At 32.8% G+C, this 18,855-nt stretch carries 17 protein-coding genes; 11 read left to right on the top strand and 6 right to left on the bottom strand.

Going from position 1 to position 18,855, the window contains the following annotated elements; translation table 11 throughout:
* Positions 1-57: 57 nt before the first annotated feature.
* From trpC to QVZ41_RS02600, 5 genes are all read left to right on the top strand, one after another.
* Positions 58-840: an indole-3-glycerol phosphate synthase TrpC gene (gene trpC, locus QVZ41_RS02620; RefSeq protein ID WP_302882990.1), complete on the top strand. Its 783-nt coding sequence runs from the start codon at positions 58-60 to the stop codon at positions 838-840.
* Positions 841-922: 82 nt separating this feature from the next.
* Complete coding sequence (locus QVZ41_RS02615; protein ID WP_302882989.1) at positions 923-1,552, top strand: phosphoribosylanthranilate isomerase; 630 nt, start codon at positions 923-925, stop codon at positions 1,550-1,552.
* A gap of 161 nt (positions 1,553-1,713) precedes the next feature.
* Positions 1,714-2,919 (top strand): tryptophan synthase subunit beta, encoded by a 1,206-nt coding sequence (trpB, locus tag QVZ41_RS02610; RefSeq protein ID WP_302882988.1) that lies wholly within the window; start codon positions 1,714-1,716, stop codon positions 2,917-2,919.
* Complete coding sequence (trpA, locus tag QVZ41_RS02605; protein ID WP_302882987.1) at positions 2,912-3,679, top strand: tryptophan synthase subunit alpha; 768 nt, start codon at positions 2,912-2,914, stop codon at positions 3,677-3,679. Before trpB ends, trpA begins: the two co-directional genes overlap by 8 nt.
* An 11-nt stretch (positions 3,680-3,690) precedes the next feature.
* Complete coding sequence (locus tag QVZ41_RS02600) at positions 3,691-4,485, top strand: hypothetical protein (protein ID WP_302882986.1); 795 nt, start codon at positions 3,691-3,693, stop codon at positions 4,483-4,485.
* A 37-nt stretch (positions 4,486-4,522) separates the two neighbouring features.
* Here QVZ41_RS02600 and QVZ41_RS02595 read toward each other — a convergent pair whose 3' ends face one another.
* From QVZ41_RS02595 to QVZ41_RS02575, 5 genes are all read right to left on the bottom strand, one after another.
* A complete protein-coding gene (locus tag QVZ41_RS02595) occupies positions 4,523-5,149 on the bottom strand; it encodes a carbonic anhydrase (protein ID WP_302882985.1) in 627 nt (208 codons plus the stop codon).
* A 54-nt stretch (positions 5,150-5,203) separates the two neighbouring features.
* Complete coding sequence (locus tag QVZ41_RS02590; protein ID WP_302882984.1) at positions 5,204-6,730, bottom strand: SulP family inorganic anion transporter; 1,527 nt, start codon at positions 6,728-6,730, stop codon at positions 5,204-5,206.
* 72 nt (positions 6,731-6,802) lie between these two features.
* Positions 6,803-7,144, bottom strand: coding sequence for a hypothetical protein (locus QVZ41_RS02585; protein ID WP_302882983.1), 342 nt, complete (start codon positions 7,142-7,144; stop codon positions 6,803-6,805).
* Between the two features lie 8 nt (positions 7,145-7,152).
* The gene (gene serS, locus QVZ41_RS02580) at positions 7,153-8,427 is read right to left on the bottom strand and encodes a serine--tRNA ligase (protein ID WP_302882982.1); all 1,275 of its coding nucleotides are present in this window, start codon (positions 8,425-8,427) and stop codon (positions 7,153-7,155) included.
* A 62-nt stretch (positions 8,428-8,489) separates the two neighbouring features.
* Positions 8,490-9,437: a bifunctional riboflavin kinase/FAD synthetase gene (locus QVZ41_RS02575; protein ID WP_338140788.1), complete on the bottom strand. Its 948-nt coding sequence runs from the start codon at positions 9,435-9,437 to the stop codon at positions 8,490-8,492.
* A 157-nt stretch (positions 9,438-9,594) separates the two neighbouring features.
* Between QVZ41_RS02575 and QVZ41_RS02570 the strand changes: the two genes are divergently transcribed.
* The 6 genes from QVZ41_RS02570 (at position 9,595) to bioA (ending at position 17,679) form a co-directional block, all read left to right on the top strand.
* Positions 9,595-12,513: a TonB-dependent receptor gene (locus QVZ41_RS02570; protein WP_302882981.1), complete on the top strand. Its 2,919-nt coding sequence runs from the start codon at positions 9,595-9,597 to the stop codon at positions 12,511-12,513.
* 177 nt (positions 12,514-12,690) lie between these two features.
* On the top strand, positions 12,691-14,205 hold the full coding sequence (gene atpD, locus QVZ41_RS02565) for a F0F1 ATP synthase subunit beta (protein WP_302882980.1): 1,515 nt from the start codon (positions 12,691-12,693) through the stop codon (positions 14,203-14,205).
* 78 nt (positions 14,206-14,283) lie between these two features.
* Positions 14,284-14,577 carry a F0F1 ATP synthase subunit delta/epsilon gene (locus QVZ41_RS02560; protein ID WP_302882979.1) on the top strand — a complete coding sequence of 98 codons (294 nt, stop codon included), beginning with the start codon at positions 14,284-14,286 and terminating at the stop codon, positions 14,575-14,577.
* A 65-nt stretch (positions 14,578-14,642) separates the two neighbouring features.
* Positions 14,643-15,797 (top strand): aminotransferase class I/II-fold pyridoxal phosphate-dependent enzyme, encoded by a 1,155-nt coding sequence (locus tag QVZ41_RS02555; protein WP_302882978.1) that lies wholly within the window; start codon positions 14,643-14,645, stop codon positions 15,795-15,797.
* Positions 15,798-15,801: 4 nt separating this feature from the next.
* The gene (gene bioD, locus QVZ41_RS02550) at positions 15,802-16,413 is read left to right on the top strand and encodes a dethiobiotin synthase (protein WP_302882977.1); all 612 of its coding nucleotides are present in this window, start codon (positions 15,802-15,804) and stop codon (positions 16,411-16,413) included.
* Positions 16,414-17,679, top strand: a complete 1,266-nt coding sequence (bioA, locus tag QVZ41_RS02545) for an adenosylmethionine--8-amino-7-oxononanoate transaminase (protein WP_302882976.1) — start codon at positions 16,414-16,416, stop codon at positions 17,677-17,679.
* A 3-nt stretch (positions 17,680-17,682) separates the two neighbouring features.
* On the opposite strand, the gene QVZ41_RS02540 is transcribed toward bioA, so the two are convergent.
* Positions 17,683-18,855, bottom strand: coding sequence for a THUMP-like domain-containing protein (locus QVZ41_RS02540; protein ID WP_302882975.1), 1,173 nt, complete (start codon positions 18,853-18,855; stop codon positions 17,683-17,685).

Raw genomic sequence — 18,855 nt, 5'->3', positions numbered from 1 at the left:
GAAAGGTGTTCGAGCGGAGTCGAGAACAATTGTTTATAATTTGTAATGAATGATAATATGACAATTTTAGAAAAAATAATAGCATACAAAAAAAAGGAAGTTGCCAAAATTAAAAGTGAGGTGCCAGTTCAAAAATTGGTAGAGAGCCCTAATTTTAAAAGAACACCACTTTCTTTAAAAAAATCTTTGTTAGAAGTAGGTTCTACAGGAATCATCGCTGAGTTTAAAAGACAGTCTCCATCAAAAGGAATTATTAACGATAAGGCTGATATTTTAGAAGTAACCAATGGGTATTTAGATGCCAATGTTGCTGCTCAATCTATTTTAACCGATACTCACTTTTTTGGAGGTACCATGGTTGATTTGATGAAAGCACGTAGCATTAATGAAGTAAAGCCAATCCTTAGAAAAGATTTTATTGTTGATGGTTTTCAAATTGTAGAAGCCAAAGCTATTGGTGCCGATGTTATTTTATTGATTGCCGCTTGTTTAACCAAAGAAGAGTTAAAGAATTACGGACAATTAGCAACAGATTTAGGAATGGATGTTTTGTATGAAATCCATACCCAAGAAGAATTGGATAAGATTGATGCCCACGATAAAATTATCGGAATTAACAACAGAAACTTAAATACGTTTAAGGTAGATTTAGAACATTCTATAGAATTGGCTTCTAAAATTCCAGATAGCTGTATCAAAGTTTCGGAGAGTGGAATTAGTGATCCTAAAATTATTATGGGATTAAAACAATATGGTTTTCAAGGGTTTTTAATAGGAGAAAACTTTATGAAAACAGATAATCCGGGTCAAGCTTGTAAAGAGTTTATTGGGCAAATGTAAAATAGTATCAAGTAGCTAGTATTGAGTATCAAGAATTTTTAGATACCAGATACCAGATACCAGATACCAGATACCGAAAATAATGAAAATCAAAGTTTGTGGAATGAAATATGGGGAGAATATCAAAGCGGTAGCTGGATTACAACCAGATTACATGGGCTTTATATTTTATCCAAAATCGCCTAGAAATTTTGAAGGAGTAATTCCTGAAATTGATGAAAACATCAAAAAAACAGGCGTTTTTGTCAATGCACCTATTGGAGATGTAGTTCAAAAAGTAAATCAATACGGATTTAAAGCAGTACAATTACATGGATCGGAATCTGTAGCATATTGTCAAGAACTAAATAGTCACGATTTAGATATCGAGTTATTTAAAGTCTTTTCAATTAAAGATGAGTTTGATTTTTCTGTATTATCACCTTACGAATCTTTTGTAGATTACTTTCTGTTTGATACCAAGGGAAAAGACAAAGGAGGAAACGGTTATACTTTTGATTGGTCGGTGTTAAAAAACTATCCATCACAAAAACCATTTATTTTAAGTGGTGGAATTGGAGTAGAAGAAATAGAGAAAGTAAAAGAAATTTTAAAAACAGATTTACCTATTTATGCCTTAGATATCAACAGCAAGTTTGAAGTTGAAGGAGTAGAAAAAGATGTGAATTTGTTACAACAGTTTTTTAAAGAAATAAAGGGGGAGTGTGTTTAAAATAATAACATCTCGACTCCGCTCGATGACCTTACTATGATAGAAGGTGTTCGAGCGTAGTCGAGAACAGTTTATAAATAGAAATAAAAAAATGATTTGTTTTTTGATGAATCGTTGAGTCGATTTAGCAAATAAACAATTCAACAAATAAACATAAAGAGATGTCAAAATTTCAAGTAGACGAACATGGTTATTACGGGCAGTTTGGGGGAGCTTATATTCCTGAATTGTTGTATCCAAACGTAAAAGAATTGGAAGATAATTATTTAGAGATTATCAATTCTGAGGCTTTTCAAAAAGAGTATTTGTACTTATTAAAACAATATGTTGGAAGGCCAACGCCTTTGTATTTAGCACCTAATTTATCTAAAAAATATGGAGCGCATATTTATTTGAAAAGAGAAGATTTAAACCATACAGGAGCGCATAAAGTAAACAATACCATAGGACAAATTTTAATTGCCAAGCACTTAGGTAAAAAGAGAATTATTGCCGAAACAGGTGCAGGTCAACATGGAGTAGCTACGGCAACAGTTTGTGCTTTGATGAACTTGGAGTGTATTGTGTTTATGGGAGAGGTAGACATCAAACGTCAGGCTCCAAATGTGGCTCGAATGAAAATGTTAGGAGCAACAGTAGTAGCGGCAACTAGCGGTTCTAAAACCTTAAAAGATGCGACTAACGAAGCCATCCGTGATTGGATCCAACATCCAGAAGAAACTTATTATTTAATAGGTTCTGTGGTGGGACCACATCCTTATCCTGATATGGTGGCACGTTTACAGGCTATTATTTCAGAAGAAATAAAATGGCAGTTAAAAGAACAAACAGGAAAAGAAAATCCGGATACAATTATTGCTTGCGTGGGTGGTGGATCTAATGCTGCTGGAGCATTTTATCATTATATGGATGATGAAGAAGTGGCTTTGGTAGCGGTAGAAGCTGCTGGATTGGGAATTAATTCAGGAGAAAGTGCAGCAACCTCTCAGTTAGGACAAGTGGGAGTAATTCACGGTTCAAAAACCATTTTAATGCAAGATGAATACGGACAAATTACTGAGCCTTATTCCATTTCTGCAGGATTGGATTATCCTGGAGTAGGACCTTTACATGCACATTTGTTTGAAAGTGGTAGAGGAACTTTTATGAATGCTACCGATCAAGAAGCGTTGGATGCTGCTTTTGAATTAACAGAATTAGAAGGAATTATTCCTGCTTTAGAAAGTTCTCATGCATTGGCTGTTTTAGGTAAAATGGATTTGAAAAAAGATCAGGTAGTTGTGATTAATTTATCTGGTAGAGGAGATAAGGATTTAGAAACTTACATCGACGAATTAGAAAAAAGAGAAGCTAGAAAACATGAGTAAAATCAATCAACTATTTAAAGAAAAGCCAAACAGATTGTGTTCGGTATATTTTACATCCGGATATCCAAATTTAAATGATACGGCGACTGTAATTAAAGGTTTAGAGGCTGCTGGGGTAGATTTTTTAGAAGTAGGTTTGCCTTATTCTGATCCTATGGCAGACGGACCGACTATTCAAGAAAGTAGTTCTATTGCGTTAAAAAATGGAATCAATTTAGATCTTATTTTTAATCAACTAGATGAAATTAAGGATGAAATAAATATTCCTTTAGTTGCCATGGGATATTTTAACCAAGTGGTTAGATATGGAGCTGAGAGATTTTGTAAAAAATGTCAGTCTGTTGGTATAGAAACCTTGGTTTTACCAGACATGCCAATGATTGAGTATGAGAATACTTATAAAGCGATGTTCGCAGAGTACGGTTTGTCTAATGTGTTTTTAATCACCCCTCAAACTTCAGAAGAGCGTATTAAAAAGATAGATGAAATGACAGATGCTTTTATTTATGTAGTAGCATCCTCTTCTATTACCGGAGCAAAAGGAACTATTTCTGATAAACAAATAGCATATTTTAATAGAATTAAATCATACAATTTAAAAAGTACGTTAATTGCAGGGTTTGGAATTTCTAGCAAAGATACTTTTGATACAGTTTGTAATCATGTAAATGGAGCTATTATTGGTTCTGCTTTTGTAAAGTATGTGGGAACTAATGGCGTTGATCATATTGATGCTTTTGTAAAAGATATTATAGGTTAATAAAAGATAAATTGAAAAAGAAAAGTTTAATTTTTGTTGTTACATTGCTATGTGTAACCAAATTATTTAGTCAAAGTTTTACTTCGTATTTTAATGATGGCGAGGTTGGTGAAAATAAAAACTACATATATTTTTATAAAGGCGATAAAAAAGAGGTTAAGGGAATTGTCAGGGTAAAATCACCATTTTTAGGAAAACAAAAGGTTGAAGCTGATGGTGTAGAATACAATATATCAACAGTCCAGTTTTACAAAAGTGGAGAAGATTTCTATGGAAACATTTACAATGCTACAAACCGAAATTCTTTTGCTAGAAGAATTTTAAAAGGAAAAGTGAATTATTATGAATCTGAGTCAGCAGTTTATAATGCTCCTGCAATGGGTCCTAATGGTCAATTTATGGGAGGTGGAGGTTATTCTACCAGGGTAGACCGTTATTATAACAAAGGATTTGGACCAATGAAGAAGGCTAATTATGAAAATTTAGTTGTTGATTTGGTTGATAATCAGGAGAGTCTACTTCTTTTACAGAGTTATAAGAAAGTAAGGAATAGAGAAATTTTTACATATGTATTCGCAGCGGCAGCAACTTTAGGAGGCTTGCTAACTGCTTTTGAAGGTACCGGTGAAATGAAAAGTGGTTATAACTTTGATACTAATAGATATGAAACTTATGAAGAGAAGAAAATAAAACCTGTTAATTTAACTATAGGTTTGTTGGGTTTAACAACAGGGATTATTAATTATTTTACATCAAAAAAGAAGTATAGATATTTAGAAGATTCAATTCAAGTTTATAATAATTAAAACAAAAAAGAGGCTGTGTTTACAGCCTCTTTTTTATTTATGAAATTCTATAGATTTCTTGAATGTCATGAAGTTTTTCTTCAAAATCTATTTTTAAATCTATTAATTTTCCTGAGTGAATATCAAATACCCAACCATGAACCGTAACATTTCTATCAGTAAAAGCTTTTTGATATTGAGAAGTTTTAATTACGTTTACGCATTGTTCTTGTACGTTTAATTCAACCAATCTGTTATACTTTTCGTCTTCGTTTTCAATGGCGTTTAATTCTTTTCTATGAATTCTGTATACATCTCTAATATTACGTAACCAAGGATTTAAAATTCCTAAGTCTTCAGATTGCATAGCCGCTTTTACTCCACCACAGTAATAGTGACCACAAACAACTACATGGTTTACTTTTAAATGGGTTAAAGCGTAGTCAATCACAGACATGGCACTTAAATCTGTATTAGGAACCATATTGGCTATGTTTCTGTGAATAAATGCCTCACCAGGTCCAACTCCCATTAGTTCTTCAGCAGTTACACGGCTATCTGCGCAACCTATGTATAAAATCTCAGGGCTTTGTCCTTTAGATAAATCTTTGAAATAATCATTGTTTAATTCTAATTTATTCTTTACCCATTCTCTATTATTGTCAAATATTTTATTGATATCCATTTATGCTGTTTTGAGGTTAAATTTAAGAAAATCTATTTTTTAGAAGTTTAGATTTTACGTTTTTATAATTTTAAAATGAGGGAGTGGTTTTCCTTGTTTATGTAAATCTAAATCTACCACTGTGAGTTGAATATCTTTGTTTGAGGCTTTTATTACAAAATCTTGAATAATTTCAATAACATCATTATGGATAAACTGCGTTTTGGTTGCGTTGATTTCTACTTTACTTTTTTCAGGAATTTTATCTAACATTTTTAAGATAGAGGCTTTGTTTAAAAAGGTTACATCTTCAGAAAGTTCAATAAAATAAGTATGAATTAATCCATCCATATCTTTTTCTAAAAAATAAGGGATTTTATAATTGTTTCTTAAAACAATAAAAATAGCTATGGTAATTCCCATTCCAATACCCATTAATAAATCCGTAGCTACAATTCCTACAATGGTTACAATAAAAGGTAGAAATTGATCCCATCCTTCTTTGTACATTTTTTTAAAGTTAGAAGGACTTGCTAATTTATAACCAATAATTAATAAAATTGCAGCCAAAGTTGCTAGGGGTATTTTATTCAAGAGTGTTGGGATTAATAAAATACTAATAAATAATAAAATTCCATGAAAAATAGTAGAGGCTTTACTTTGTCCTCCTGCCTGTTGGTTGGCAGAACTACGAACAATAACTTGTGTTACAGGCAAACCACCAATAAGTCCAGCGCACATGTTTCCAATTCCTTGTGCAATTAATTCTTTATTGGTAGAAGTAGTTCTTTTTTTAGGATCTTGTTTGTCTGATGCTTCTACACATAATAATGTTTCTAAACTTGCAACTACAGCAATTACAATAGCGGTAGAATATACTTTAGGATTCGCTAATCCTACTCCAAAATTGGGGAAAGTAAAGTTGTTGAAGAATTCGGCTGGAGATGTAGCAATAGGTATTTTAACCAAAAATGTTGTATCAATAGATAGACTAAATAGTTGAAGTACAATTCCAATAATTACGGCCAATAGCGCTCCAGGAATGGCGGCTAAAAATCCAATTTTTTGAACAAATTTAGTTTGCCAAAACAATAAAATTCCCAAAGAAATTAAAGTTATTAGGGTAACATTTAAATGAATACCGTTAGCTATTTCTCCTATGGATTTAATTCCTAATGCATTTGGAATTTGTTTGTAAAAAATTAAGATCCCAATTCCAGCAAGCATTCCTTTAATTACTGAAGATGGAAAATAATAAGCAATGATTCCTGCTTTTAAAAGTCCCATAATCAATTGTATTAATCCGGCAATGACGATGGCTACAAGGAATATCTCAAAACTTCCTAAATCTGAAATGGCATGTAGTACAATGACTGCCAATCCAGCTGCAGGTCCACTAACTCCTAAGGCAGAGTTAGAGATACTACCAACAATAATTCCTCCAATAATTCCGCTAATAATCCCAGAGTATAAGGGAGCTCCAGAGGCTAGCGCAATTCCTAAACACAAAGGAAGGGCTACTAAGAAAACAACAATACTGGCAGAAAAGTCGTGTTTTAGATTTTTTTTAAATGAATAATAATTAACGTTAAGTAGTTTCATTTTTTTTTGTTTGAAGCCCAACAAACCATACATCTCAATATTAAATTAGGATCTGAATTTGTATAGCTATGGTTAAAGTAATTTATTAGCTAAAAACAATAAAAAATCAGGAGGAGGTGTGTGTATTTTTAAGTGTAGATTACTTGTGTGAAATACACATTGGTAAGTAGTAATTATATAGGGTAAGCTAACCGTTTTAAAAACAACATCTATAGGGTATAAAAATTTAGAAAAAAGTTCTTTTTCTTGAGAAGTATCTTTAAGGTCTTGGTTTTCTTCTGTTACTTGACAAGTCTTTTTAGAATTGTTAAGATTATTTATAACAGCTTTTAAAGTAGGAGCCAAAACAACACAAAACACCACGCCCAATATTATTATGTTTTTTAAAAGGCTTGCTTTGTGTTGTTTTGGCATGTATTTTTTTACTTAATATAGTCAAATCCTGTATAAGGAACTAATACTTCGGGTATTTTAATTCCATCAGGTGTTTGATAATTTTCTAAAATGGCAGCCAATACTCTAGGCAATGCCAAAGAACTACCATTTAAAGTATGGGCTAATTGACTTTTTCCTTCACTATTTTTAAAACGTAATTTTAATCTATTTGCTTGGAAAGTTTCAAAGTTAGAAACCGAACTAATTTCTAACCATCTGTCTTGTCCTGTAGAAAAAACTTCAAAATCATAAGTTAATGTTGAGGTAAAACCTAAGTCTCCTCCACATAAATTTAAGATTCTATATGGTAATTTTAATTCTCTTAGAATTCCTTTTACATGATCTACCATTCCGTTTAACGCCTCTGCAGAATTATCAGGATGTTCTATTCTTACAATTTCTACTTTGTCAAACTGATGTAATCTGTTTAATCCACGAACATGTGCTCCATAAGAACCTGCTTCACGTCTAAAACATGGTGTGTAGGCCGTTAAACAAATAGGGAAATCTTCTTCTTTAACAAGTTCATCTCTAAAAATATTGGTCACAGGGACTTCAGCAGTAGGAATTAAATATAAACCATCTTCATTAACATGGTACATTTGTCCTTCTTTGTCTGGTAACTGTCCGGTTCCCATTCCAGAAGCTTCGTTTACCAAATGAGGAACTTGCGTTTCTTCATAACCAGCAGCAGTGTTTTTATCTAAAAAGTAGTTAATTAAGGCACGTTGTAATCTTGCTCCTTTTCCTCTGTAAACAGGGAAACCAGCACCTGTGATTTTGTTTCCTAATTCAAAATCAATCAAATTATATTTTTTTGCCAATTCCCAATGTGGCAATGCTTCTGTGTGTAAAGTAGGAATATCACCTTCTTCAAAAATAGTTTCGTTGTCTTCTTCAGAAGATCCTGCTGGAACAATTTTGTTAGGTACGTTAGGAATGGTATATAATAGGTTTAATAAATCTTGTTCAGCTTTATTGTATTCCTCTTGTAAATCTTTAGAAGTTACCTTTAATTGCGCAGATTTTTCTTTTAAAATATTTGCTTTTTGTGCTTCACCAGATTTGTATAGTATTCCAATCTCTTTGTTTAAAGAGTTAGATTCGGCTAAAATAGTATCTAGTTTAACTTGAGTGCTTCTTTTTAATTCGTCTGTAGCAATTACTTCTTCAATAATTGCTTCGGCGTTTTTAAAATTACGCTTGGCTAAACCAATTAATACCTGTTCTTTATTTTCTCTAATAAAAGGGACTTGTAACATACCTATAATAATATTTGCAACAAAGTTAAACTTTCCGTTGAAACACAGAAACAATCTTTTGTTTAAGATGCGTTGCTAGATGTAATTGTTTGTAAGTATTCTAAGCTGTCTTTTTTGTCTTTTTCTAACTGCTCTTTAAGACCTTCAATAGACTTAAAATTTTGTTCTTCTCTTAAGAATTGTAAGAATTCAATTTTGATGTCATTACCATAAATATCAGAGTCAAAATTAAAAAGATGTGCTTCTATGGTTTTGTTTTTGCCACTCACGGTTGGTCTGTTTCCTATATTTAACATTCCGTAGTAAATATTTTCTTTGTGAGTAGCCTTTATAATATAAGCTCCATTTTTTGGGGTTAACTTATAAACTTGCGGAATTTCTATATTGGCTGTTGGGAATCCGATAGTGTTTCCAAGTTGTTGACCTTTTACCACCGTTCCATGAATAAAAAATGGAGTAGTTAAAAATTCATTAGCAGTTTGAATGTCTCCAGATTTTAAGGCGGTTCTAATTTTTGTAGAACTAACAGCAGTGTTATTAATATCTTGAGCTTTGATTTCTTTGATATTAAAATCAAAAGTATGACTGTATTCTTTCAACTGTTCAAAATCACCTTCTCTGTTTTTTCCAAAACGATGATCGTAGCCTACTACCAATTCTTTTACATTTAATTGATTGACCAAAACATCTCTCACAAAATCAAAAGCCCCAAGGTTAGAAAATTCTTTATCAAAAGGGTGAATGACTAAGTAATCCAAATCTGTTTTTGACAAAATTTCGATACGTTCTTCTATGGTATTGATTAATTTGATAGTGTTGTCTGCCTGAATCACCATTCTAGGATGTGGAAAAAAAGTAAGCAAGGCAGATTTTAATCCTTTCTTTTTAGACTCAGAAATAAGTTGATCTAAAATTTTTCTGTGGCCTACATGAACACCATCAAAGGTTCCTATAGTAACTACAGTACTGATGTTTTCTGGAAAATTATGATAGTTGTGAATTACTTGCAAATTCAAAATATTTGTGAGCAAATTTAAGAATACTATTTTAAAATCAATATCGATCAAACGATAATTAATAGCATCTATTTTTTGTTATCTTAATTAAACATTTTGTATATGTTTATTTTTTGTATTTTAGGTTAAACTTTATTTTATAACTAATGCTATGAGGACTAAATATTTATTCTTTATTATAATGATGTCTTGTGTTAATTTTTATGCGCAACAGACCATACATATTAAAGGAAAAGTTGTAGAAGAGAAAAATGGGAAACCAATAACAACAGCAACAATCATGGTTTTGGGTTCTTCTGAATTTGTAATTACCGATGCAAAAGGAGGTTTTGTTTTAGAGTTGTCTCAATCACTTCCTGTAGAAATTGTAGTAAATGCTTTAGGTTTTAATGATTATAAATATATCATTACCCAAAGAGAAGAAAACGTAACAATAAAATTAAAAGAGGGAGTCACTAGCTTAGATGCGATTGTTCTTTCTGCCTCAAGAACGCCGGAGAGTGTTTTTGAATCTCCTGTTTCTATTGAGCGTATGGGAACAAAAGAAATTGTAAGTACTACATCTGCTACTTTTTACGATGGTTTAGAAAATTTAAAAGGGGTAGATGTAAATACAAGCAGTTTAACTTTTAAATCTATCAACACTCGTGGGTTTGCCACTTTTTCTAATACTCGTTTTGTACAGTTGGTTGATGGAATGGATAATTCATCTCCTGGTTTAAATTTTCCTTTAGGGAACTTAATAGGTTTAAATGAGTTAGATGTTCAATCGGTTGAATTGTTACCAGGTGCCTCTTCTGCCTTATATGGAGCCAATGCTTTTAACGGAATCTTATTTATGCGTAGTAAGAGTCCTTTTAGTCAAGAAGGAACTAGTGTATATGGAAAAACAGGAGTGACTTCTTCAGAAAATGCAGGAGTAAATGAGTTTGTAGATGTTGGAGTTAGAGTCGCTAAAAAAGTAACAGATCAATTTGCAGTTAAGTTTACGACTTCTTTATTAAAAGCAACAGACTGGTTTGCTACTGATAAAAGAAATATAGATGATGATGGGAACATCATTGCAGGTGATAGAAATACAATTGATTATAACGGAATCAACGTTTATGGTGATTTAATTAAAACAGATATTAAAGAAGTTGCTAAAAAGTTAGAAAGTGCAGGTGCGACTACCATAGGAGGAAATCCAATTGATGCGGATGATTTTAATAAGGAAAATGTTTCTAGAACAGGATATAGTGAGCAAAGTTTAGTTAATCCTGATACAGATAGTTTTAGAGCCGCAATAGCCATGCATTGGAGACCGTTTAAGGGGAATGACGAAACGGAAATTATTTACAGCAGTAAGTTCGGAACAGGAAATACTATTTATCAAGGTGGTAGTAGGTATGCGCTGCGTAATTTCATCATGCATCAACACAAATTAGAAATACAGTCTAAACATTTAATGTTACGTAGTTATGTAACTTTTGAAGATGCCGGAGATTCTTATGACATACGTTTTGCAGGAATCAATACGTTAAGTGCTAATGGAACCAATGAACAATGGTTTGGAACGTATGCTACTATTTATGCTTCTGCAATTAATGGAGAGTTGGCAGGGAATGGGGTGCCTGGAGGAATTCCTGCTGCGGCTCATGCTGCAGCCAGAAATCAGGCAGACACGTCATTAAGGTTAGATCCAAATTCATCAGCATTTAAAACGTTATTCAACAGTGTTATTAAAAATCCTGATTTAACTCAAGGAGCAAAATTTGTAGATAGCTCAAGATTATATCACACAGATATCAATTATAATTTTCATGAATTAATCGATTTTGCAGAAGTGCAAATTGGAGGTTCAGCAAGAAGATATATGTTAAATTCTGATGGGACTATTTTTACAGACCCAACAGATGGAACCATTACTTATGATGAATTTGGTATTTATACCCAGTTACAAAAAAAGACAATGGACGATAGGTTAAAGTTAACGGGATCTATCCGTTATGACAAAGCCAAAAATTTTGATGGTAATTTCTCTCCAAGACTATCAGTGTCATTTAGTCCAGATGAAGAGAAGAATCATATTTTTAGAGCTTCTTATCAAACAGGATTTAGAAATCCAACAACACAAGATCAATATGTTGGGTTGAATTTAGGGAATACTATTTTAATTGGAACCGCAGCAGATAATTTAGATAGATATTCAAAATCATATTCAAATAGTGCAGGAGGACAAGGTTTAGGATTTGGAGCTACAGGAACTTTTACAGGTAGAAAAGCTTATGAGAATGCATTTACACTTTCCTCGGCACAGACTTTTGGTGCTAAAGCGGCTGTTGGAGATTTTGCTGGAGCTGTTACTTCTTTAAGAATGTCTGATGTTGATTTGGTAAAACCAGAACAAGTATCTTCTTATGAAGTAGGGTATAGAGGTAAAATAACATCAAAAATTATTGTAGACATGAGTACATACTACAATAAGTATAAAGATTTTATTTCACTGGTTACCGTATTGGCTCCAAATTATGGAAATACCAACTTAAGTGACATGGGTACTTTACCTGTCCCTGGTGCAGGATTGGTTACATTACCGAATGCTGCATGGGCATTGATTAATGGAGATAGAACAGTTACTTCTTTGTACACAAATACAGATGCTGATATTGCTTCTTATGGAGCTAATATTGGATTAGAAGCAAAAGTATTTGGTAATTATGATTTTGGAATTAACTATAGCTATGCCAAACAAGATTTTGATCAGTCTCAAGATCCAGATTTTGAAACGAGTTTTAATACACCTGAACACAAAGTAAAAGTGTCTTTTGGAAATACAAATTTTTACAAAGGATTAGGTTTTGGAATTAATGCGCGTTGGCAAGATGCATATTATTGGGAATCCTCTTTTATCGATGGTCAAATTGATGCGAGAACTTTGTTAGATGCTCAGATTATGTATGATATCAAAAGCTGGAATTCAAATATTAAAATAGGAAGAGCAAACATTTTAGGAAATGAATACGAAGCAGCACCAGGTACGGGAACAATTGGTTCTCAGTTTTATGGTTCGTGGACTTATAATTTCTAGCTTTTTTAAAATAAAATTGCAAATTCCTCAAGCAATTTAAATTATAATTAATAACAGCTCTATTTTTTTATGAAATGAGTTGTAGGCATTGATAAAAAAATTATCTTTGCAAACACTTAATTCAGACTGATTGAATTGAGGGAAAACTAGAAATTAAATTCTTTTAATAGTACAAAAATGTCTAAAACAACAGGAAAAATCGCTCAAATTATTGGACCAGTAATTGATGTTGCTTTCGAAACTGGGACTGAGCTTCCAAAAATTTACGATTCTTTATTAATTAATCGAGCTAATGGTAGTACGTTAGTCTTAGAGGTTGAACAACACATAGGTGAAGGTACTGTAAGATGTATTGCAATGGATTCTTCTGATGGATTATCAAGAGGTCAAGAAGTAATAGTTACTGGAGTGCCTATTAAAGTTCCTGTTGGGGATAACATCTACGGACGTTTATTTAACGTAAGTGGTGATCCTATCGATGGTTTACCAGCATTACCAACCGATGGTGATAATGGTTTACCAATTCACCGTGCAGCACCAAAATTTGAAGACTTATCAGTTTCTACTGAAGTTTTATTTACAGGTATTAAAGTAATTGACTTAATTGAGCCTTATGCAAAAGGAGGTAAAATTGGTTTATTTGGAGGTGCTGGAGTAGGTAAAACAGTATTGATTCAGGAGTTAATTAACAACATTGCAAAAGGACACGGAGGTTTATCTGTATTTGCAGGAGTTGGAGAAAGAACTCGTGAAGGAAACGATTTAATGCGTGAAATGATTGAGGCTGGAATTATCTCTTATGGAGAAGCGTTTGAGCATTCAATGGAGCAAGGTGGTTGGGATCTTGAAAAGATCGACCAAGAAAAAATGAAAGAATCTAAGGTAACATTTGTATTTGGACAAATGAATGAACCACCTGGTGCACGTGCGCGTGTTGCCTTATCTGGTTTAACAATTGCTGAATATTTCCGTGACGGAGCTGGACAAGGTGAAGGACATGGAAAAGACGTGTTATTCTTCGTAGATAATATTTTCCGTTTTACTCAAGCGGGGTCTGAGGTATCTGCCTTACTAGGTCGTATGCCATCAGCGGTAGGATACCAGCCAACATTAGCAACTGAAATGGGAGCTATGCAGGAGCGTATTACGTCAACAAAAACAGGATCTATTACATCTGTACAAGCGGTTTATGTACCTGCGGATGATTTAACTGACCCTGCACCAGCAACAACGTTTGCTCACTTAGATGCTACTACTGTATTGTCTCGTAAAATTGCTGAGTTAGGTATTTATCCAGCGGTAGACCCGTTAGATTCTACTTCTAGAATTTTAACAGCAGATATTTTAGGGAAAGAACACTATGAATGTGCTCAAAACGTAAAAGAATTGTTACAACGTTATAAAGAATTACAAGACATCATCGCTATTTTAGGGATGGAAGAATTATCTGAAGAAGATAAGTTAGTAGTTCATAGAGCTCGTAGAGCTCAACGTTTCTTATCTCAACCTTTCCACGTTGCGGAGCAATTTACAGGTATCCCAGGAGTATTGGTTGATATTAAAGACACCATTAAAGGATTTAACATGATTATGAATGGTGAATTAGATAAATATCCTGAAGCAGCATTTAACTTAAAAGGATCTATCCAAGATGCGATTGATGCTGGAGAGAAAATGTTAGCAGAAGCATAAATAAGTGATCAGTTGCCAGTAAGCCGTTAGCAGTTTGCTACTGAGTACTGAATACTGTAAACTGAAAACTATAAAAATATGTATTTAGAAATAGTATCACCAGAAGCTGTTTTGTTCTCTTCAAGAGTAGATTCAGTAACAGTTCCTGGAACTCAAGGAGAGTTTCAAATGTTGAATAATCACGCACCTATTGTTTCTGTGTTAAACAAAGGAACTGTGAAAATTCACATTCACACTCAAGAACACTTAGAGTTAGATCATTTGTCTGGTATTATTGAACCGCATGCTGATGATGATAAAGTATTAACTTTACAAATCAAAAGTGGAACAATTGAAATGAAGGATAATAAAGTTATCATTCTAGCAGATTAATTTATCTAATCAAAAATATAAAAAAACGCTACCTAAGTCTAGGTAGCGTTTTTTACTTTTGTACCATGCAGCAATTTCCATCATCATTACAGAAAAAATTAAACGATAGGCGTAAAGAAAATGCCTTAAGAACTTTACATGTTTCCAATTCTACAGAGGTCGATTTTTATTCTAATGATTATTTAGGGTTTGCAAAATCATTAGACATCGCAAAAATGACTGATGAAATTTTAAAAGAAAATGGAATTCAAAATGGAAGCACAGGATCTAGATTGATTTCAGGAACTCATCATTTACATTTATGGGTAGAAAAAGAATTGGCGATGTACCATAGAGCGGAGTCGGGATTGTTATATAATTCTGGTTATGATGCCAATGTGGGATTGTTTTCGGCCATTCTTCAAAAAAATGATGTTTTGCTATTTGATGAATTGATTCATGCCTCTGTAAGAGATGGAATTAGATTAAGTACAGCCAATAATTATAAATTTAAGCACAATAATTTATCGGATTTAGAGGCTAAAATGATTCGTTTTAAAGAGACTTCTTCGAATGTATATGTAGCAGTAGAAACTGTGTATTCTATGGACGGAGATATTGCTCCGCTTCAAGAATTAGTAATATTGTGTGAAAAGCATAAAGCATACTTAATCATTGATGAAGCACATTCTGGAGGCGTATTTGGTGAAAAAGGTAGAGGGTTGGCTTGTGAATTAGGACTAGAATCTAAAATTTTTGCAAGGGTGCATACGTTTGGAAAGGCCTTAGGTTGTCACGGTGCTATTGTGTTAGGAGGTCAGGATTTAAGAAATTATCTCATCAATTTTTCTAGAGCATTTATTTACACAACTGCTATTCCATTGCACGCGGTAGCAACAATTAAAGCAGCTTTTGCAGAAATAAGTCAAGGCAATGCAATGGATTTGTTAAAAGATAATATTGATTATTTTAAAAATCAACTTAGTGTCTATCAATTAAAAGATTACTTTATTGAGAGTATAAGTGCTATTCAGTGCTGTTTAATCTCTGGAAACAATCAAGTTAAAAAGGTAGCTTTAGAAATTCAGGAACAAGGTTTTTTAGTAAAACCAATTATGTCTCCAACGGTTCCTAAAGGACAAGAACGATTGAGAATTTGTTTACATGCTCACAACACCAAAGAGGAAATAAACAATTTGTTGCTATTGTTGAGTTCACTGATAAAAATAGAAGAAATATAACCCCATGTCAAAATCAATTTTTGTAACAGGTATTTCTACAGAAGTAGGAAAAACCTTAGTTTCTGCCATTTTGGTAGAGGCTTTAAAAGCAGATTATTGGAAACCCATACAAGCAGGAGAACTAGAACTTACGGATGGAGACAAAGTAAAAAGCTTGATATCTAATACAATTTCTACATTTCATCCCATAACTTATGCGTTAAATACTCCTATGAGTCCACATGCAGCAGCCGATATTGATGGAGTTACGGTAGAAGTAGAAAAAATTATCAAACCTCAAACAGACAATCATATTATTATTGAAGGTGCTGGAGGAATTTTAGTACCGATCAATCATCAGCAAACGATTTTGGATATCATCCCAAAGGAAGCATTGGTGGTAGTGGTTTCTAGACATTATTTAGGGAGTATCAATCATACTTTAATGACAGTTCAATTGCTAAAGCAAAAAGGTTTTGATATTGCTCTTGTTTTTAGTGGGAATGAGCATAAAACGACTGAAGACATCATTAAAAAAATGTCTGGAGTAAAAGTGATTGGTAGAGTGGAGGAAGAATCTAAAATAGATAAGTCCGTAGTAAAAAAATATGCAGATTTATTTAAAGAAAATTTATAAATGGATTTAAATAAAAGAGATCAAAAACACCTGTGGCATCCGTTAACACAGCATAAAATGACCAAAGATCATTTGGCCATTGCAAAAGCGGAAGGAGTATATTTATTTGATGAAGATGGAAATAAATACATAGATGCTATTTCTTCTTGGTATACGTGTGTGTATGGACACTGTCATCCTTATGTGGTGAAAAAAGTAACGGAACAGGTTTCTAAATTAGATCAGGTGGTGTTTGCAGGTTTTACCCATGAACCAGCAGTGGAATTGTCAGAAAAATTGATGGAGATTTTGCCCTCTAATCAACAAAAAATATTTTTTTCAGACAATGGTTCTACCACGGTTGATATTGCCATGAAAATGAGTTTACAATATCATTTTAACCAGGGGAAAAAGAAGTTGAGAATGATTGCTTTTGAAAATGCATTTCATGGAGATACTTTTGGGGCAATGTCTGTTTCTGGGTTAGATGTTTATAATGGTCCTTTTGAAGAGGTAGTTTTAACAATTGATAGAATTGATGTTCCGAATCAGAATAATTTAGAACAAGTAACTGCTGCATTTACAGAAATTGTATCTTCTGGTGAGGTGGCTTGTTTTGTATTTGAACCTTTGGTGCAAGGGGCTAATTGTATGCAAATGCATGAGGCAAAATACTTGGATATGTTAATAGAAATCGCTCAGAAACACGATGTAATTTGTGTGGCAGATGAGGTGATGACAGGTTTTGGGAAAACAGGAAATATATTCGCTTCAGAGGAATTAATGAACATGCCGGATATTATGTGTTTGTCCAAAGCTTTAACGGCTGGAATGGTTCCTATGGGATTGACCACTTGCACTCAAAAAATATACGATGCTTTTTATGCGGATGAGGTGGCTAAAGGTTTTTTTCATGGTCACACCTACTCGGCAAATCCTATTACTTGTGCTGCGGCTATTGCGAGTATAGAATTGATTCAATCGGATGAAATTCAACAAGGAATAAAAATGATTCATGCCAATCATGTAAAATTTTCTGAGTTTATAAAAGACCATGCAAGAGTTGAAAATATAAGAGTAAAAGGAGTAATTTTAGCCATAGATCTTGCCGTTTCTATTGATCGATACGGAAAAGATAGAAATGCGATTTTTAATTATTTTATGGATAAAGGAATTTATTTAAGACCTTTGGGGAATACGTTATATATTGTTCCACCTTATATTACAAAAGAAGAGGAATTAAAGTTTATTTATGATGAAATTCATCAATACATAAACACTTTATAAAACTTATATTTTTTTAGAAAGAAGAACAATTTGTTCTTCTTTTTTATTTGTGGTAAAAAATAAATAAATATCTCCTCCATCTTTAATTCCTGTTTTTTTACGAATGTTGGCCACACTTTCTTTAAAGTTTCTTGTGGTGATGTTTGCCTTTTTTGAGGGCAATCTTTTTAAAAGTTCCTTTTTGTTATATGACAAAACTTCTAGAATTTCAAACTGTCTTCCAGGAAAAGAGATCAACTTATCAGAAGTGTATAAATGAGAATGTTGATGTAATTTTCCTAGTTTAAATTGATAGGCAACTGCCGAAAATCCACCCGATTTTAAAATAGCACTATTGGGTTCGTATAAATATTTTAAAGGTAAGGAAAGTTCGTAATCGTATTCTTGTTGATAGGTGAATTCAAAATTTTGTGTTTCTTTTCCTAAATTGGTTGCTTTGATGATGATTTCATCTTGATAATCTTTTTTAATAAAAACCAAGACTTCTTTTACTTCGTTCTGTAAAGCAATGATGTGAATTTCTTTTACAAATTGCAATTCTTGAATACAACTTGTAATGTCCATCAAAGGAGAGTTTTTAATTAATATTTTATTACTTTTTTCTAACAAATCACTTAAATGTAATGGAACATTGGGTAAACAATCTTCTAGTAAAAAAACCTTTCCTTTGATGTCGTTTCTTCGTGACGGATCAATATAAATCCAATCATAAGTTGTGTTGTTATTGAGAATATAATCAATACCATTTCCATCAATAGTAGTGATGTTTTTAATTCCAAGTTGTTGAAGGTTGTGATTAACAATGGCTGATAAATCACTGTTTAATTCACAATGAGTAACTGCTTTAAAATGCTTTGAAAAAGCAACATCATCCACTCCAAAACCACCAGTAACATCAATAATGTTCTCTCCGTTGATTAAAGAACTCTTAAAGGTTGCAGTAGCTTCGGAAGAAGTTTGCTCTATATTTAATTTGTTTGGATAATAAATATTAGGGGCAGCAAACCAACTAGGTAGTTTTTTCTCGCATTTCTTTTTTGCCTCAATTTGTTCAATAAGTTCGGGTGTAGAAATGTTCTCAAAAGGACTTCCTTTTAAGATCAATTTGGTAAGATCAGCATTTAGGTTCTGTTGAATGAAATTTTGAACCTCTTTTTCTAAAATAGCTCCGTTCAA

The organism is Wenyingzhuangia gilva (genome assembly GCF_030519655.1).
Classification (GTDB): domain Bacteria; phylum Bacteroidota; class Bacteroidia; order Flavobacteriales; family Flavobacteriaceae; genus Wenyingzhuangia; species Wenyingzhuangia gilva.
Note: the sequence above shows the minus strand (reverse complement) of the source record. Positions and strands in the feature narration are given on the sequence as shown.

What these genes read in the sequence shown, in the direction of transcription:
- trpC (WP_302882990.1), top strand. Translation starts at nt 58, where the DNA reads ATGACAATTTTAGAAAAAATAATAGCATACAAAAAAAAGGAAGTTGCC.
- QVZ41_RS02615 (WP_302882989.1), top strand. Translation starts at nt 923, where the DNA reads ATGAAAATCAAAGTTTGTGGAATGAAATATGGGGAGAATATCAAAGCG.
- trpB (WP_302882988.1), top strand. Translation starts at nt 1,714, where the DNA reads ATGTCAAAATTTCAAGTAGACGAACATGGTTATTACGGGCAGTTTGGG.
- trpA (WP_302882987.1), top strand. Translation starts at nt 2,912, where the DNA reads ATGAGTAAAATCAATCAACTATTTAAAGAAAAGCCAAACAGATTGTGT.
- QVZ41_RS02595 (WP_302882985.1), bottom strand. Translation starts at nt 5,149, where the DNA reads ATGGATATCAATAAAATATTTGACAATAATAGAGAATGGGTAAAGAAT.
- QVZ41_RS02590 (WP_302882984.1), bottom strand. Translation starts at nt 6,730, where the DNA reads ATGAAACTACTTAACGTTAATTATTATTCATTTAAAAAAAATCTAAAA.
- QVZ41_RS02585 (WP_302882983.1), bottom strand. Translation starts at nt 7,144, where the DNA reads ATGCCAAAACAACACAAAGCAAGCCTTTTAAAAAACATAATAATATTG.
- serS (WP_302882982.1), bottom strand. Translation starts at nt 8,427, where the DNA reads ATGTTACAAGTCCCTTTTATTAGAGAAAATAAAGAACAGGTATTAATT.
- QVZ41_RS02570 (WP_302882981.1), top strand. Translation starts at nt 9,595, where the DNA reads ATGAGGACTAAATATTTATTCTTTATTATAATGATGTCTTGTGTTAAT.
- atpD (WP_302882980.1), top strand. Translation starts at nt 12,691, where the DNA reads ATGTCTAAAACAACAGGAAAAATCGCTCAAATTATTGGACCAGTAATT.
- QVZ41_RS02560 (WP_302882979.1), top strand. Translation starts at nt 14,284, where the DNA reads ATGTATTTAGAAATAGTATCACCAGAAGCTGTTTTGTTCTCTTCAAGA.
- QVZ41_RS02555 (WP_302882978.1), top strand. Translation starts at nt 14,643, where the DNA reads ATGCAGCAATTTCCATCATCATTACAGAAAAAATTAAACGATAGGCGT.
- bioD (WP_302882977.1), top strand. Translation starts at nt 15,802, where the DNA reads ATGTCAAAATCAATTTTTGTAACAGGTATTTCTACAGAAGTAGGAAAA.
- bioA (WP_302882976.1), top strand. Translation starts at nt 16,414, where the DNA reads ATGGATTTAAATAAAAGAGATCAAAAACACCTGTGGCATCCGTTAACA.